The following is a 16,478-nucleotide window of genomic DNA, read 5'->3' on the forward strand; positions in this document are numbered from 1 at the left end:
TTTAATGAATTACACAGTATTTCAGTGGTTTAATAATTTTGCTGATTCATCCAAACTATTAGATACGTTAATGGTTGCTATTACAAATAGCGCTGCATACGTAGCCGTTCTATTTATGCTTATCTTATGGTTTAATAATGGAAAGAAAGAGAATGCAATTAGAAAACAATATACAGTTTTATATACGACGCTTTCGGTTATTTTTGCATTATTAGTAAATGTTCTTATACACGCAGTATATTACCATCCGCGTCCGTTCGTATCACATGATGTACATCAATTAGTACCACACGCAGCAGATTCATCATTCGTTAGTGATCATTCTGTACTTGTATTTTCAATCGCCTTCGTATTTATTCTTAGAAGAGAAAAACTGAAATATATCGCGCTATTATGGGCAGTGTTAGTCGGTATATCACGTATGTACGTAGGTGTTCATTACCCTTTAGATATACTTGGTGCAGCATTCTTAACACTTGTTACGAGCGTTTTAGTAATGCAAAGTACACGTATGTTTGAACCAATAGCGAAACTTGTATTCAAAATGTATGCATTAGTAGCGAGACGAATTCCTTTCTTAGCAAAATATAACCATATTGCATAATTTTCTTATAAAAAGTTCCCCTTTGGAAATCCAGAGGGGAACTTTTTATAGTAAATAAGAAAGGAGTTTAGAGTGCTATGCAATCAAGTTTTGGTGAAGTTAATATTCAGAAATTTCACGCACTGTATTTTAATTAAATAAAACAAAAACAAAAAATAACAATAGTTAGTTTCGTATTGTTTTAAAGGAATTAAAAAGAAAACTTCGAAACATATAGTATCGCAAACAAAAACTATAAATTTTCAATCGCATCTTCGTACGAATCCATTCCAAAAGAGAGGAGATAAGTATGCAGAAACTTCAAACGAATAAAGGCGCTCGATATATGATGATTGCTTTTATTATTTTGTTTCTTATTATGATTTTGCGTATATTCTATATTCAGGCAGTAGGAGTCGTGCATAATGTGAATGTAAAGGATCTCGCGAATGAACAACATAATAAAAAAGGTGTTTTAGAAGCGAATCGTGGTACTATCTATGACCAAACCGGAAAGGTGTTAGTACAAGATTCTACAACGTATCGAGTTGTTGTGAATTTAAAAGGAAAAGATAAAGTGAAAAATAAAGATGAAACCGCACAACAATTAGCCGATGCGCTTGAAATTGATAAAGAAGAAGTATTAAAAAACTTTCATGAAGGGCGTACGCAAGTTGAAATTGGGAAAATTGGTCGGAACTTATCTAGGGAAAAGAAGGAAAAAATTAATGATTTAAAAATACCAGGTGTATCTTTTATGTCGGAAAAAGCAAGAGTGTATCCGAATGAAGACTTTGCATCCTATATACTTGGTTTTGCTAGACCAGATGATAAAGGGAATACGGAAGGGAAGTTTGGGCTTGAAAAGAGTTTGGATAAATATTTGCGCTCTACAAACGGGAATATAGAATATGTGGGTACACGAAGGGGGATTCCGCTTACAAATGATATAGGTAAAGTAGAACCAGCTAAAAATGGGAATAATGTATATTTAACGCTTGATAAACAAATTAATAGTTTTTTAGAAGAAGCGATGAACAAAGCACAAGAGCATTATGATCCTTCTATGTTAATTGGCATTATTGCTGATCCAAAAACAGGAAAGGTTTTAGCGATGTCTAGTAAACCTAGTTACAATCCTAATGTAGGTGATATCGAATACTTTTTAAATGATCCGATTGCAAATGCATATGAACCAGGTTCAACAATGAAAGTTTTTACGTTAGCAGCTGCCATTAATGAAGGTGTATATAACGGAAAAGAATATTTTCAATCTGGAAAATATTCCGTTGGTTCATCTGATATAAAAGACCATAATGGTGGATTTGGATGGGGATCAATTACATTTGATGAAGGTTTTGAAAGGTCATCAAACGTAGCTTTTTCTATTTTAGAAGATCAGTTACTGAAACCAAATAAATTTAAGCAATATATGAATAAATTTGGATTCAATCAAAAAACAGGAATAGATTTACCTGGAGAAAGTAAAAATACTTTATTATTAAATACGCAAATTCAACAAGTTACAACTTCTTTCGGTCAAGGTTCTACAGTAACCCCGATTCAATTAATCCAAGCGGCTACTGCAATAGCAAATGACGGGAAAATGATGCAACCATATATCGTTGATAAAATTGTAAATCCAACAAACAAAGAAGTTATTATGGAAAATCAACCGAAAGAAATTGGAAATCCGATAAAAAAAGAAACAGCGGACAAGGTTAGAAGCTTAATGGAGCGTGTTATAACATCTTCAAAAGGAACTGGTACAATGTATAAAGTGGATGGTTATCCAATTGGAGGTAAGACCGGAACAGCACAAATCCCGAATCCTGAAAACGGCCGATATATGGAAGGGAAAGAGAATTACATTTTCTCCTTTTTAGGAATGGCTCCAATTGATGATCCGGAGTTAATCGTATACTTAGCTATTAAGCAGCCAAAGTTAAAAGGAGATGAGTATGGAGCTCAGCCTCTTGCTGAAATATTTAAACCTGTTATAAAAAACAGCCTTGAATATTTAAAGGTGAAACCGTATAAAGAAAAACAAATAGCTGATGCAGCGAAACAATCTCAATTAAAAGTACAAAATTATGTAAATCAATCGATGGATACAATAGAGAAAAGTGTAGAAAAAGAGAAGCTACAGCCGGTAATTTTAGGAGAAGGAAAAATACTAAAACAATATCCACAGTCTGGCGAGGTAATGAGTGAAGGAGATCGTATATTTTTATTAGGAAATAACGCACATATGCCAAATGTAAAAGGTTGGTCCATGCGTGATGTTATGTATTTCTCTAAGCTTTTGAAATTAGATTTGAAAACTTCTGGTACGGGTTATGTAACGAGCCAAAGTATTGAAAAAGGACAAGGTTTACAAGAAGGAGATACACTAGAAATAGAATTAGAACCGCCGTTACAACCGTTAACAGAGGCGAATACGAATTAATTCAGGCATTTGGAAGGAGCTATATGAAAATGGCTCTTTCTTTAGAGTTGTAAGTAATTTCACGCACCGTAATTTTTAGAAAAAATAATAAATAAACGAATTAACAGTAGCACATTGTTAAATATCTGATTATTTTTTATTTACAGTTAAAATCAATTGTGATAATATGGAAAAAATCAAATGCAGTGAAGAGAATAGTAAATAAAATGAATTTTTCACAGAGAGCTCCATTTAGCTGAAAAGGAGTAAAAATTCTTTATTGAATCAAGCCTCTGAGCAGTACACCGGAACCTGTTATGAAGGGGGTGGTGTGACGGGAGCTCCCGTTATAGAGCTATGGTATAAGCATGAATTAGAATGCAGTACCTGATAAGGTTAGTATGGTGACATATTAACAAACTAGGGTGGCACCGCGATGATAAATCTCGTCCCTAAGATTAAAAGTCTTGGGGGTGGGATTTTTTTATTGTTGTAAAACAATTTGGAAAGCGGGGGCCAAAAATGAAAAACTTACTTAAAGATTGGAAATATCCTTTACTACTATTGTCCGGAGTTGGTATTGCGAATTTAGGGGCATGGATTTACTTAATAGCACTGAATGTACTTGTCTATAATATGGGCGGCTCAGCTTTAGCTGTTGCTACTTTATATGTAATAAAACCATTAGCCACTTTATTTACAAACGCTTGGTCTGGGAGTATGATTGATCGTTTAAATAAACGGAAGTTAATGATTCACCTCGATATATATCGTGCGTTATTGATCGCTATTTTACCTTTTCTTCCGTCACTTTGGATTGTTTATGTATTCGTATTCTTTATAAGTATGGCCAGTGCAATTTATGAGCCAACTGCTATGACGTATATGACGAAATTAATTCCAGTAGAGCGAAGACAACGTTTCAACTCACTACGTAGTTTAATAGGATCTGGTGCATCACTAATTGGACCAGCAGTAGCGGGAGGATTATTAATTGCGGGTACACCAGAATTTGCTATATATATGAATGCTATAGCTTTTCTCTTATCAGGATTAATTACATTACTTTTACCCAACCTTGATAAGAAAAAAGATTCGGATACAACTAGTAATACATTATCCCTTACAGTATTAAAAGAAGATTGGAGCACTGTTATAAATTTTAGTAGAAAACATGTGTATGTCGTATGTGTGTATTTCTTATTTCAAAGTATGTTCGTATTAGCAACTGCTACTGATTCACTTGAACTATCGTTTGCGAAAGAGGTATTACTACTAACAGATAGTGAATACGGTTTTCTAGTTAGTATAGCTGGTGCAGGCTATATATTAGGTGCCATAACAAATACAATCTTGTCAAAGAAATTAGCACCTTCATTTCTAATTGGAATAGGATCATTATTCATCTCAATTGGTTATTTAATTTATGCTTTTTCAAATGTATTTTTAATAGCTGCTATTGGATTCTTTATTTTATCTTTTTCGATGGCATATGCAAATACAGGATTTTATACATTTTACCAAAATAACATCCCTGTTCATATGATGGGACGGATCGGGAGTATATATGGGCTTATTATTGCGTTAGTAACAATTTTTATTACAATATTATCTGGTGTTGCGACTCAGTTCATTTCTATACAACTTGTAGTTATTGTAGGGTCATTAATAATGTTATTTATCACTATCGTATTGTGTGTGTTTACTTTATTCCCATCGCAATCTAAGTTGTATTCTACTGAATCAATAAAGTGAAACTTTAATCAGTGGGGGGTTTTGTTCATCCCCCGCTGATTATTAGCCCTCACCAATCGGGCTTTTACGGGCAGTTGATCCCCACTTAACTTCTTTGCTTCCACTGAATTTTGAGGTGGGGGTCTTACTGCCTGTTAATGCGGGATAAATTCGAAATGAACTTTGTGTTCTCATTAACAATTTATCGTATTCAATAAGAGGGTTCTTTCCCCTTTATATGGAAAAATCAATAAGGGGAAAGAACAATATCGAAAGACAAGGGTGGTTGTCGTGATAAAAACAAAAGATGAAATTAATAAAATTGTAAAAGAAATACAAAAGAAAATAGATTTCTCTGGGGTAGTTTTAGTAAAAAAAGAAAAAGACTTAATCTATGAAAAAGCATTGGGTTACGCAAACCAAAGTGAATGTATCAACAATACGATACAAACAAGATTCGGCATTGCCTCAGGATGTAAAATTTTCACTGCAATTGGCATCTGTCAACTTGTTGAAAAAGGTTTTATTTCTTTTCATACAAAATTAAAAGATTGTCTAGAGATAAAATTTCCAAACTTCGATGAAGATATTACAATACATCAACTACTAACGCATAGCGCTGGTATACCAGATTATTTTGATGAAAGTATTATGGATAACTTCGAAGATCTTTGGAAACAAACACCTATGTATCTATTAAAGGGCTTAAAAGACTTTTTACCATTATTCCAAAACAGTAATATGATGTTTACACCTGGAAGTAAGTTTCACTACAACAATGCAGGTTTTATCATACTTGGATTAATAATAGAAGAACAGACGGGACTTAAATTTACGGAGTATATAGAAAAGAACATATTTAATCCAATTGGTATGAATGATTCTGGCTATTTTTCTTTAGATAGATTACCAAGACATACAGCACTAGGATATATAAAGGATGAAACTAACCAAAATTGGAGAACAAACACCTACTCTATACCAATAAAAGGAGGTGCTGATGGAGGTGCATATGTTACTGCAACAGATATGTTGAAATTTTGGGCGGCACTATTTAATAATGAAATTTTAGGAAAGGAATATACAAAGTTACTTTTAACTCCTCACATTCAAATAAATAATAAACAGTCTTACGGTTATGGAATATGGATTGAAACAAGAGAAAACAAAATATTCAAATATCATGTAATGGGATATGATCCAGGCGTCAGTTTTCGTTCGGCCGTATATCCAGAATTAGGAATTACTTTAGTTATTCCATCGAATAAAGGGGCAGGACCCGAAAAATTAATGACAGAAATAGAAAGAGCTCTGTAATTATGTGGATATTAAAGAAGAGATACGAAAACAATTTAAACGGGTTCTTGACTGTTTCTGTTTTGAAAATATTTTAGTTAATGAAGAACCCTTTATTTGGTAAATAAAGGGTTCTTGTAATTCTGCATAATTACATATTAATATATGGATTTTTAAATTAAAAAACATTACTATATAGTTGTAAATTTTAATTGTTAATTCATATGAAAGGATGTGTTAGTAATTTGTATATGATCAACGGTAGTTTGTTTATTATTTTAGCGGTTATTTGTTATTTAATTGTACGTGGAATATTAATTGGTACCAAAAATAAAAAACATGTGATTTGGTGGAATGAAATAATTAGTTTTTTATTCGTGGTCTACATTTGTATGGTTGCTGCAGTAACTTTATTCCCTTTACCAATCGGTTTTCCTTCTAATATTGAAAATCTGAAACGCTCGGTCAATATAATACCATTTACATCAATTATTAAAGATATCAATCAAATTGGTAGTGCTTATGATGGGGATGCCCTGTTTATGATTGGTCTAATTGTAAGAAATGTAGGCGGGAATATTTTATTATTAATGCCTTTAGGATTTTTAGCACCAATCTTATGGGGTAAATATACGAAATTCAAAAATACTATTTTATTAGGATTTGCTATATCAGTTAGTATTGAATTGCTACAATTAATTGAGTCTTTATTTAGTGGATGGGCACGTGTTATTGATATTGATGATGTAATCTGTAACGTTCTAGGTTCTATTTTGGGATATTGTATTTATAAAATCTTTTTAAAAATAGCTACTAAATGTAACATTCGAGTGTTAGATAAAACTAATTCTAAAGGTGTTAAATTAGTTGATAAATAAAAATTCAAACGAGGTTATGATTATATTAATAAAATTATTGAAGATGTATTTTTTACTCATATGTCTTTTTATTTTTAAAAATAATGCTTAAGGCTGATGAGGAATCACATTCCCCATCTTACAATTGGAAAGTAGCTATCGTATTTCAAGTATGGAATGAAAAGCGGAGAATATAATTTTTAAAGATAAACAAGTTTATAGGAGGATTCTAAATGGATATTCTACTTGTTGTTCTTATTATTGTTTTGATGCAAAGTAAAGAACGAAAAGTGAAAATAAACCGTATTTGGCTCATTCCGGCTTTGTTGTGCTTTGTAACAATCCAGTCCATTATTCATATGGGACAAATAACTTTGTTGCAAGGACTACTGTTTGTTGTAATGCTTGGAATCGGCTTAGGCCTTGGAATTATACGAGGAAGAGCTTTAACATTTCGAGTAGATAGTGAAACAGGTCATGTACTACGAAAAGGAAATTGGGTAAGTACAATAATCCTTCTTGTTATTTTAGGAGCAAAAATTATAATTAAACAAAGTATGTTTTCGGGTAGTACGCACCAGACATTAATGGTTGTAACAAATGCCTTTTTATGTATTACAGTAGGTACTGTGATTAGTAGACGATATTATATTTTGAAAAAATATAATGAATTAATACAAAAAGCGTAAATACATGCATCCTTTGTTTAACATTGTTGCGAACGGTAATACTAAATAACATTGAACTTTTACAACAAGGGATGATAATATGATATACATTTACACAGATTTTGGTGGCACACATACAACTTCACTAGCTGCAGCATATCATTTAAATAAATTACCAACGGATCGTAAGTTAACAAAAGAAGAAATTTTGAATGTAGATTACTTTAATAAATTGAAAACAGAAGATATGGGAAAAATTATTTTTCATGGAATAGACGAAAACGGTCATCCTGTATATACGATTGGATGTGGCGCATCAAAAGTTGTTGTACCAGCGATGAAGCATTTAGGAGAAATCTTGCAAAAACATTATCAAAGTCATGATAAAATTATTTTTTCTAATACATCACCAACAGTGCCTTTACCAATGACTTTTGGTGGTCTATTTTCTAGAAGGTTCCACATCGACTTTATCGGCGTACCGTTACTCGTATGGGGAGCGAAAATTTGCTGTGATAATATACAAAGGCTTGTTAGTTATACAAAAGAGGCAGGAAGATTAACGAATGATTATGTTGTAATTTTAGATAATGAAACTTTTAAATAGTATATGAATAAGAAGAAAATCGAGCAAATTCCTTGATTTTCTTTTTTATTTGTGGAATAGACAAGGAATAGTCACATTTAATATACATCTACTATAGCCAAAACAATAAAGTCCTGTTACTATTACAGGGATATTCTCTTTTTATAACATAAATATATAGAAAAATTAGAAAAGAGGAATTGAATTAAGGGAGGAACAACATGAAGCGTGTTGCTTGGATTACTGATAGTACAACTGCGAATTTTAAAACAGAAGGAGATAACTTTGTTATCCCAATCGAAGTTATTATTGATGGAATTTCGTACAAAGATTGTGAAGAAGGTGTACGTGAACGTGTTTATAATGCGTTAAACGAAGGTAAAACAGTCACTACTTCACAACCTAATATTGGGGAAATGGTAGAGTTATTTACAAAATGCAAAGAAGAATATGAAGAAGGATTTGCAGTTGCTATTAGCGGAAAAGTAAGTGGAACCTATCAAAATATGAAGTTAGCTGCAGAAATGGCAGGTTTTCCATTAACGGTATTAGACAGTGAAACAACAAGTTATCCAATGGATGAACTAATTAGAAAAGCGAAATCGTTATACAATGATGGTATGACTTTACAAGATATACACAAAACATTAGTAGATGAAAAAAGAAGACCTTTTCATGTATTCCCAAAGAGTTTAAAAGGTTTATATGCGAGTGGTCGTGTAAAGGGCATTCAATTTTTACTTGGAAGTTTATTAAGTGTGAACTTAATATTAGAAGTAAAAGGTGGAGAGCTTTTACTTGAAAAGAAAGTTCGTAAAATCCAAAAATGTCGAGAATATATTAAAAATGAACTTGAAAAAGAATTACCAAAAGTACTTCATATGTTCCATGCTAACGATAAAGCTGGAGCGGAAGAATGGATTGCAGATATTAGACAAGCATTCCCTGAAATGGATTTCAAATTATATCCATTACCAATTTCATTTGCGGTTCATGCAGGTGAAGGTACAATAGCAATTAGTTATTAAAGTAAAACCCGTGAATTATTCACGGGTTTTTTATTTAATTAAAACGAAATGGGATCTCGACATATCTCCATCGAGGTTAGAAATCGATGGTCAAGCTACCTTCTCATAGATAACTGTGGAATGCCCTTTTTTATGACTTATCCAATTATTTCTTACAAGATTTAGGGAGGATTTAGTTGGAAATGAATTGATTAAAGTGTAAAATTACACTAAATAACACATTAGTTACTTTTTAAGGGGGGGAGAAAGTGAATAAGGAGCATGCAATTGAACTTATTTCAAAGAAAATAAAGTTAATACGCACTGAAAAAAGATATACACAAGATAAAATGGCTGAAGTTCTCGGCATATCAAAAAAAACGCTTGTTCAAATTGAGAAAGGGAGAACGAATGCAGGTTGGACCAACACTGTTGCTATTTGTGCATTGTTTAGAGATAGTGAAGTTTTACAGAATACTCTTGGGGATGATCCATTAGTAGTAATCGAAACAATGGCCCACAATAGCACTAGCAACTTCAAAGAAAAAACATTGGGAGGAAAAGTCTGGTGGAAACAGATTCAAGAAAAAGGGAACTTTCGCTTACAACAAAATCTGATTAGTCAGCATTATCGTATTCTAGACAGACAGGATTACCGTTGGTTTAATTCGTTTGATTTAGAAGAAACGCTAAATCAACTTAATAAATTAGCAACGAATTCAGAACATCAAATAACCAGAACTACAATGAGCGAAAATAAATAGGAGGAAATTACATATGATCATCTTGCATTTTCTTTGGATTTACTTTATGCCAATTTACTGGTTATGTGGATTTATAGGTGGAATCTATTTAATAATTGCAGGTATTAAATATCTTAAATTACTTGTAAGTGTAATGGGATTACTTTGTCTTACCCTTGTCGTGTTACCTATTGTTTGTTGGGGGACAGGGATTAATGCGGAATTTCTACTTACACCCGTTTCCAACTTTTCACTATTCTCTTTAAGTGGGTTAATAGCAGGATTAATTGGATTATGGTCAAAAATTAAAGGCATAAGCAATATGGGATTTACTATTTTTACTTGTGGAGTACTAGGTGCCCTATTCTATTATTTAATGTCTATACCCGATTCACACTATATAGGATAGTTTTTCCAAACTCAGTTCATTTACAAACAAAAGGATAGCGAAACAAGAAAAACATTATTTCTATTCTTTCTGTCTAACTTATTAAATAAAAAGGAGATGCTATAGAACTGGTAGCGTCTCCTTTTTCACATGAATCATTTACTTATCAGATAGGTTGCGCTCCAGTACGTAGTAGGTAGCATATCAATAGCTAGCTGTAATTTCTACATTCTCTGACTTTAAATGATAAAGGAGATGTTATCACAGTTGTTCCTGCAAAGAAAAAATGAATAGTGTAGTAAAAACATTCTAGAATACAGAAGCTTAGGAATATTGGATATAAAATATGATAAATACCAGGCATAAGCAAGTTTACAATAAACATGTCAACACTACAAACTTGACATGTTTATTAAGGAAGAGTCAGAATTATAATACTTATCCGATACATTCAGGTGATATTAGGATTGTGTTTATTTCCAAGGGGGATTTTTAATGAAACCAGAGCTAATTATGAGAAATTTCTTTAAAGAAGTGCGTTCAGGGAGTAATCCAGACTTTTCAAATCGATATATGGCAGATAAAGTATTAGCACATCAAGTTATATCTGAAGAGGAACAAACAGTTTACAGAACACCAAAAGATTATGCTGAGCATGTAAGAGAGATGATTGAAGTATACGGAAATTTCTCTTTAGAAATTCAAGAATTATTAGTACAAGATAGTAAAGTATATGTACGCTGGAAACAAGTAGGTACACACATAGGAGAAATAGATGGGTATGAACCTACAGGCCTCCCTATAATTCAAATAGCAAGTGCAGTGTATAGAATAGAAAACGGGAAAATTTCAGAATATTGGATTCAAATTGATAGATCAGGGATTCAAAATCAATTAGAGTACAATAAGAATATTCAATAAAGTATCTTTAAGAATAATAAAAAAAGCATAAAAACAAGATTTTTAAAACGATTATTTCTGTTACATAAAGGATACAAATCAATGTACTTTTTTACTGAAAGATTCATTCAAATTAATAAAAAGAGAGCATGTTTTAATAAATCTTTTAAAATATGCTCTCTTTTATTGTTTCTATGTGTACTGACATCAGTTTGGTGTAACATTATTATATAGTAACAAGAAATATAGGCATCTGTTTATGAACCCAAAAAATAGCGACAATGGTTCCTATGGTTTAAATTCGGTATACGCTAGCTAATAATGAAAATAATAGAATCAATTTGTAATGTGTATTTCGTTTTATACTGTAAATCATTCATATTGAGTAATAGAATTGTAGAAACATATAATAGAATATTCGCACTAATATTTATACAGCTACAATCTATTTACATATAAGATTATTAGGATTATATTGGCAATGAAAGAGAAAACTATAGATGGAAGGGGATGTTTTTTATGTTTAAAAAAGCAGCACTAGGGATTTCATCGTTAGCAATCACAGCGTTCGTCGGATTAGGAATGGCAACAGAAGCTTCAGCCGGACCAGCAGCACCACTTACTTCACTAAACGTCGTACAAGTAGAGTCTGAGCTAGGCGGGGTAGAAACAATTAATCAGAACAGCTTCAGCACATCGCGTAACCACGGGGGGAAATACTTATATATTACAACGAAAGAAATGGGCTATGGCCAAAATCCATTTGCTAAAATGAATGGTTCTAATGTAAAAAGTATTGATTCCACTATAATTGGCGGAAGACCAATCGTTGGCTGGTATTATAAATGGGATGCTTCTGGACACCAACAAGGAACTTTTGAGTACCAAAAGACATCTATAAATGCACCATTTAATACAATGCGTACATCAATTTATATCCAATAATTTTGAAAGCGTTCGCACATATAGAATAGTAAAAAAGGTACTTCTAGGAGTACCTTTTTTGATTTGAATCACGTTCATCTATATTTACAATCCCGATTCCATATCAAGAATACTTCCGATAAAACAAAATCCTTAAACGTCTATAAAATTGATATGAACGCGTAGTACAAGTCCGCTACAGTTAAAGTACGTAACTTTACATATTTCAACTCAATGAAGAAGGAAGAAACTGTAGTACTTACGCCGCATTTTTAAATTCATCCATGAACTCACAGTTTTTTAGATATATAAACATAAACGTACTACCTGCTACTCTTTTTTTAATTCAAGATTAAAAAAGAGTAGCTAAACTTATATAAGCTTAGCTTAATGGGTATGTGGCGGAACTTTAAAATTAATTACATCTTTTGCATAGTATAAATAATTTTGTATAGGGAGATGAAAGGATTTTTTAAAATAATAAAGAAGTATGTATAAACAAATATATAAATGGTAGTGATTAGGATGAAAATCAGTAAGTTTGCAGAAGTAAATAATGTAAGTATAGATACGATTAGACATTATATGGACCTCGGACTCGTTATTCCCGAGAAAAAAGGAAGACACTATTTTTTTGACGAGTATTGTCAAAAGGATATAGAGCTTATATTAGAGTACAAATGGCTAGGGTTTAGCTTGCATGAAATTAAAGAACTGTTTCTTTATAAAAATTTAGGGAAATCCTTAGACTATGAAAAGCATATTTTTTATCAATCTTTATTTAAAGTAAAATATGAAAAGATTGAACAAGAAATAAAAACTTTAGAGGAACAAAAATACAAATTAAAGGAAGCGTTACATAATTTATCTATAGAAACTGAAATTTCGAGTTCAATTTTAGGGGTAGATTTAAAAGTACTTCATTTATTTAAATGTGTTAAGTGTAACGGAAATTTAATTCTTGAGGATGGCATTATTAATAAGAATCAAATTATTGAGGGAAAGTTAATTTGTAATTGTGGTGAAGAATACGCGATTATTTCAGGGGTTTTAACAGCGGGAAACTCTTTGAAAGCGTATGAAAAGAAATCACTTGAAGATTCTATTTTGGATTATATTCATGAAACTGATACTGCTTTTTTGGAAAATGTTCAAAGAGGAGGAGAATGGGCAAAAAAGAAACTAATGCAACTAGATTTAAATGAAAAAATACTACTTGATTTAGGTTCTGGTATTGGGTTCTTTTTACGAAATATTTATGAAGAACTACCGGAAGAGTGTTTATATATTGCTGTTGATCGAGATTTGAATAAACTTTTACTTTTAAAAGATGTAATTGAGAGAAGAAATGTGAAAAGAAATATTGTATTTATCTGTGCCGACTTTCTAAACATACCTATTCAGAGTAATTCTGTTGATATTGTAATCGATCAATCAGGTACAAGTAATTATAGTTTTGAACATGAGGAGTTCTTATTGCGCGAATTAAATTCCCTTTTTAAACACAATTGTTATTTATTAAGTTCATTTATTTTATTTAATAAATTTAGTATAAATAGCCACATTGCACCTAGACTCCGAGAGAATTTTACATCTGTAAAAGTAACGAAAGAAATCCAAAATTTACAGTTTCAATCGATTGATGAAAGTACTTCAAATTATTTAATACGAGGGGGAAAATACGAGGATTTCTTTGTTCAAGGAGAAAAAATTTATACATATTCATTTTTCGGAAAAAGATGGGGTTAACCCCATCTTTTATTTATTTTCCCTTAAAACTTTTCAAATAGTACATATTGCTATTGGGTTGACCCAAGAACTTACAATGTACGTAACACAAAGTTAGGCAGGGGGAAAAGTGATGGGAAGTTTACGATTACATATAGAAAATAAAAAAAGAAACCAAGAACTAAGAAATATTTGTTTATATTCAATTGCAAAAACAGTATCACTATTTGGTAGCTCTATTTATAGTTTTACATTAGGATTGTATGTTTTACAAATAACCGGATCTGCGTTAAATTTTGCAATTTCGCTCATATTAGGAGCGATTCCAATGATTGTTATGAATCCATTTGCCGGTGTCATTGCTGATAAGGTTGATAAAAAGAAACTGGTTATTTGTATGGATTTACTAAGCGGATGCTTATTAATAACTGTTTATATATTAAGCAGCTATTATGGATTAAACTTATTCATCATTTATACTACTACCTTTCTTATGACAGTATTTACAACTTTTTTTGGAATAGGTTTAGAGGCCGTAAAACCGAATATGGTCACTAAAGAGCGGTTAATGAGTATTAATTCTATAAGTAAAATTATCGATTCTATATCTTTAATTCTAGGGCCTATGTTAGGGGGGATTGTTTTTGCAGTCTTTGATATTAAAATTTTTATAATTATAAATGGTATTTCATTTATCCTTTCGGCTATTTCCATATTGTTTATTAACTTTAAATTGTTTGAGCAAAACATAAATGAGGAATGTTCAATTAGAGAAATTAATTTTATTGAAGATATAAAGGAGGGATACTCTTATTTATTGGAGCGGAAAAGCTTAAAAAATACTTTTAGTATTTTAATTTCTCTTAATTTCTTTTTAGGCTTTGCTGTAACTGTTCCGTTGCCATACATTATTAACACAGTTCTCAATCTTAGTTCTAAGCAATTTGGTTTGATTCAAGGGACTTTTCCAGTAGGTATGATAATTGGTGCGATTTTAGTAAAAAAGATAACCGATCGTTTTTCTTACGCTTATCTTTTGAAAAAGTTAAGTTTTATGTTGGCAATTTTTATGATAGTTTCAGGAATACCTGTTTTATTTAAATCTATTGTAGTAAATAATTTGGTATATGTTACTACGTATTGCATGATTATGTTCTTTTTAGGATTTATGATAGCACAAATTGATATTCCTTTAATGTATTTCATGCAAAATGAGATTCCTGAAGAATATAGAGGAAGAGTTCTTAGTATTGGATTAAGCCTAGGTAAAATAATGCAACCAATAGCACTTGCAATATCAGGACTATTATTAAATTACATGCCAGCCTACACGCTTCCCATTGCAGGGGGCATTGTATTTTTTATTTTGAATAAAATTTTAGCAAATAAGTTAAATTTAGAAATTCATTCAAAAGATTATAGTGTTTAACGTAACTTAAAAAGCGCAGGGTCAGCATCCTGCGCTTTTCTATCGTAATTCAGCGGTTTTTCTAATGACAATCTTATCAATATCATCTTCTTCATCACCAATAAATAATCCGCGTTCTTTTAAATACGCTTCAAAATATAAATCTGCTTCAGCGCGTTCGTCATATGGCTTTACAGAGAGAACGAAACCTAATTTGTTTTGTTCTTCTAAATGGGAAGTGGAGATATAAGCCGGTACATTATGGCGTAAAAAGAGTTCTTTAACTGGAATAATCATATCTTTCATTAATTTCGTTAGCATACCCATTTCAAATTCGAAATTAAAGCGATCTATACTAGATAAATCAGCGAATACTACACCGATAAAACCTGTATTAAATACTTCTTGATATTCTACATCTTCTTCATGGCCGCCGTAAAAATTCTTTTCGATTAAATAATTTACAAAATAAGCAACGCCATCACTTTGTTCAAATGGTTTCGTTGAAAGAACAAAACCGATTTTCTTTTGTTTATGTAAATACACACATGACATGTATGCTGAAATGTTATGTTCTTTAAATAAAGCACTTGTTGCTCCAGAGAGACCATCTAGTACGTGATGAACAATTTGAAGTTTTTTACGAGCGAAATAATAGGATTTCTTTTGTAACTCCAATGTATCGATAAAGACAGAGCCGATAAAGCCTGTATTTGAAATAATAGGTGCTTGCTTTTTTCTTCCTCTGCGCTTTAATGGAGCCATTGTTAAAATCATCCCTTCATGTACGTTTAAAATAAAAAGAACATTTGTTCGTATATTTATATTTTACTATTAAAACGCTATAAAGTAAAGGGTTTTTGATGAAAATATAACAAAAAAGACACCTTATAAAAGGTGCCTTAAACGCTGTAGGAAATAGGGTTTACCCTAACTATTTATATTATGATACAGAAACAATCTCTTCTGTATCTTCTACATCTAAATGACAGTCCATAGTACGAACATCTTGATCTTCATGACTTCCGAAATAAATAGTAATTTTCATATGTATCGCTCCTTTATTCTAGGAATACCTAAAATAATTACTAGTAATGTTAATATTTATTATATACCACTTTTTTCATTCCGACAACGTTATATCATTTTTAATTATTTTAAACTATAGAGCACAATTTAAAGAGGTACTTTTTATAGAAAATGATAAATTTCTAATATGTTATATTTA

At 31.5% G+C, this 16,478-nt stretch carries 15 protein-coding genes and 1 other annotated feature; of the genes, 14 read left to right on the forward strand and 1 reads right to left on the reverse strand.

Going from position 1 to position 16,478, the window contains the following annotated elements; translation table 11 throughout:
- Positions 1-4: 4 nt before the first annotated feature.
- From MHI26_RS13410 to MHI26_RS13475, 14 genes are all read left to right on the forward strand, one after another.
- A complete protein-coding gene (locus MHI26_RS13410; protein WP_001110131.1) occupies positions 5-604 on the forward strand; it encodes an undecaprenyl-diphosphatase in 600 nt (199 codons plus the stop codon).
- A gap of 289 nt (positions 605-893) precedes the next feature.
- Entirely contained in the window at positions 894-3,032 is a 2,139-nt protein-coding gene (locus MHI26_RS13415) for a penicillin-binding protein (RefSeq protein ID WP_061667046.1), read from the forward strand.
- Positions 3,033-3,208: 176 nt separating this feature from the next.
- Positions 3,209-3,468: a binding site (T-box leader), on the forward strand.
- Positions 3,469-3,533: 65 nt separating this feature from the next.
- Entirely contained in the window at positions 3,534-4,766 is a 1,233-nt protein-coding gene (locus tag MHI26_RS13420; protein ID WP_061667047.1) for an MFS transporter, read from the forward strand.
- 270 nt (positions 4,767-5,036) lie between these two features.
- Positions 5,037-6,062 (forward strand): serine hydrolase domain-containing protein, encoded by a 1,026-nt coding sequence (locus MHI26_RS13425; protein WP_061667048.1) that lies wholly within the window; start codon positions 5,037-5,039, stop codon positions 6,060-6,062.
- Between the two features lie 224 nt (positions 6,063-6,286).
- On the forward strand, positions 6,287-6,919 hold the full coding sequence (locus tag MHI26_RS13430) for a VanZ family protein (RefSeq protein ID WP_116365862.1): 633 nt from the start codon (positions 6,287-6,289) through the stop codon (positions 6,917-6,919).
- A 212-nt stretch (positions 6,920-7,131) separates the two neighbouring features.
- Positions 7,132-7,587 carry a DUF1453 family protein gene (locus MHI26_RS13435; protein WP_061667049.1) on the forward strand — a complete coding sequence of 152 codons (456 nt, stop codon included), beginning with the start codon at positions 7,132-7,134 and terminating at the stop codon, positions 7,585-7,587.
- A 79-nt stretch (positions 7,588-7,666) separates the two neighbouring features.
- A complete protein-coding gene (locus MHI26_RS13440) occupies positions 7,667-8,173 on the forward strand; it encodes a DUF3189 family protein (RefSeq protein WP_061667050.1) in 507 nt (168 codons plus the stop codon).
- A gap of 200 nt (positions 8,174-8,373) precedes the next feature.
- Positions 8,374-9,180: a DegV family protein gene (locus tag MHI26_RS13445; RefSeq protein WP_061667051.1), complete on the forward strand. Its 807-nt coding sequence runs from the start codon at positions 8,374-8,376 to the stop codon at positions 9,178-9,180.
- A 248-nt stretch (positions 9,181-9,428) separates the two neighbouring features.
- On the forward strand, positions 9,429-9,923 hold the full coding sequence (locus MHI26_RS13450; protein ID WP_061667052.1) for a helix-turn-helix transcriptional regulator: 495 nt from the start codon (positions 9,429-9,431) through the stop codon (positions 9,921-9,923).
- Positions 9,924-9,936: 13 nt separating this feature from the next.
- Positions 9,937-10,311, forward strand: a complete 375-nt coding sequence (locus MHI26_RS13455) for a hypothetical protein (RefSeq protein WP_000584710.1) — start codon at positions 9,937-9,939, stop codon at positions 10,309-10,311.
- Between the two features lie 474 nt (positions 10,312-10,785).
- The gene (locus MHI26_RS13460; RefSeq protein ID WP_061667053.1) at positions 10,786-11,211 is read left to right on the forward strand and encodes an ester cyclase; all 426 of its coding nucleotides are present in this window, start codon (positions 10,786-10,788) and stop codon (positions 11,209-11,211) included.
- A gap of 498 nt (positions 11,212-11,709) precedes the next feature.
- Complete coding sequence (locus MHI26_RS13465) at positions 11,710-12,135, forward strand: DUF4879 domain-containing protein (protein WP_000472916.1); 426 nt, start codon at positions 11,710-11,712, stop codon at positions 12,133-12,135.
- A 504-nt stretch (positions 12,136-12,639) separates the two neighbouring features.
- Entirely contained in the window at positions 12,640-13,863 is a 1,224-nt protein-coding gene (locus tag MHI26_RS13470) for a MerR family transcriptional regulator (protein ID WP_061667054.1), read from the forward strand.
- Positions 13,864-13,975: 112 nt separating this feature from the next.
- Positions 13,976-15,271 (forward strand): MFS transporter, encoded by a 1,296-nt coding sequence (locus MHI26_RS13475; RefSeq protein WP_061667055.1) that lies wholly within the window; start codon positions 13,976-13,978, stop codon positions 15,269-15,271.
- Between the two features lie 39 nt (positions 15,272-15,310).
- Here the strand turns inward: MHI26_RS13475 and MHI26_RS13480 are convergent, their stop codons facing one another.
- Complete coding sequence (locus tag MHI26_RS13480; RefSeq protein ID WP_061667056.1) at positions 15,311-16,015, reverse strand: hypothetical protein; 705 nt, start codon at positions 16,013-16,015, stop codon at positions 15,311-15,313.
- Between the last annotated feature and the right edge of the window lie 463 nt (positions 16,016-16,478).

The organism is Bacillus sp. FSL K6-1218 (assembly GCF_038006445.1).
GTDB lineage: Bacteria > Bacillota > Bacilli > Bacillales > Bacillaceae_G > Bacillus_A > Bacillus_A thuringiensis_S.

What these genes read in the sequence shown, in the direction of transcription:
- MHI26_RS13410 (WP_001110131.1), top strand. Translation starts at nt 5, where the DNA reads ATGAATTACACAGTATTTCAGTGGTTTAATAATTTTGCTGATTCATCC.
- MHI26_RS13420 (WP_061667047.1), top strand. Translation starts at nt 3,534, where the DNA reads ATGAAAAACTTACTTAAAGATTGGAAATATCCTTTACTACTATTGTCC.
- MHI26_RS13470 (WP_061667054.1), top strand. Translation starts at nt 12,640, where the DNA reads ATGAAAATCAGTAAGTTTGCAGAAGTAAATAATGTAAGTATAGATACG.
- MHI26_RS13465 (WP_000472916.1), top strand. Translation starts at nt 11,710, where the DNA reads ATGTTTAAAAAAGCAGCACTAGGGATTTCATCGTTAGCAATCACAGCG.
- MHI26_RS13455 (WP_000584710.1), top strand. Translation starts at nt 9,937, where the DNA reads ATGATCATCTTGCATTTTCTTTGGATTTACTTTATGCCAATTTACTGG.
- MHI26_RS13435 (WP_061667049.1), top strand. Translation starts at nt 7,132, where the DNA reads ATGGATATTCTACTTGTTGTTCTTATTATTGTTTTGATGCAAAGTAAA.
- MHI26_RS13445 (WP_061667051.1), top strand. Translation starts at nt 8,374, where the DNA reads ATGAAGCGTGTTGCTTGGATTACTGATAGTACAACTGCGAATTTTAAA.
- MHI26_RS13475 (WP_061667055.1), top strand. Translation starts at nt 13,976, where the DNA reads ATGGGAAGTTTACGATTACATATAGAAAATAAAAAAAGAAACCAAGAA.
- MHI26_RS13480 (WP_061667056.1), bottom strand. Translation starts at nt 16,015, where the DNA reads ATGGCTCCATTAAAGCGCAGAGGAAGAAAAAAGCAAGCACCTATTATT.
- MHI26_RS13460 (WP_061667053.1), top strand. Translation starts at nt 10,786, where the DNA reads ATGAAACCAGAGCTAATTATGAGAAATTTCTTTAAAGAAGTGCGTTCA.
- MHI26_RS13415 (WP_061667046.1), top strand. Translation starts at nt 894, where the DNA reads ATGCAGAAACTTCAAACGAATAAAGGCGCTCGATATATGATGATTGCT.
- MHI26_RS13440 (WP_061667050.1), top strand. Translation starts at nt 7,667, where the DNA reads ATGATATACATTTACACAGATTTTGGTGGCACACATACAACTTCACTA.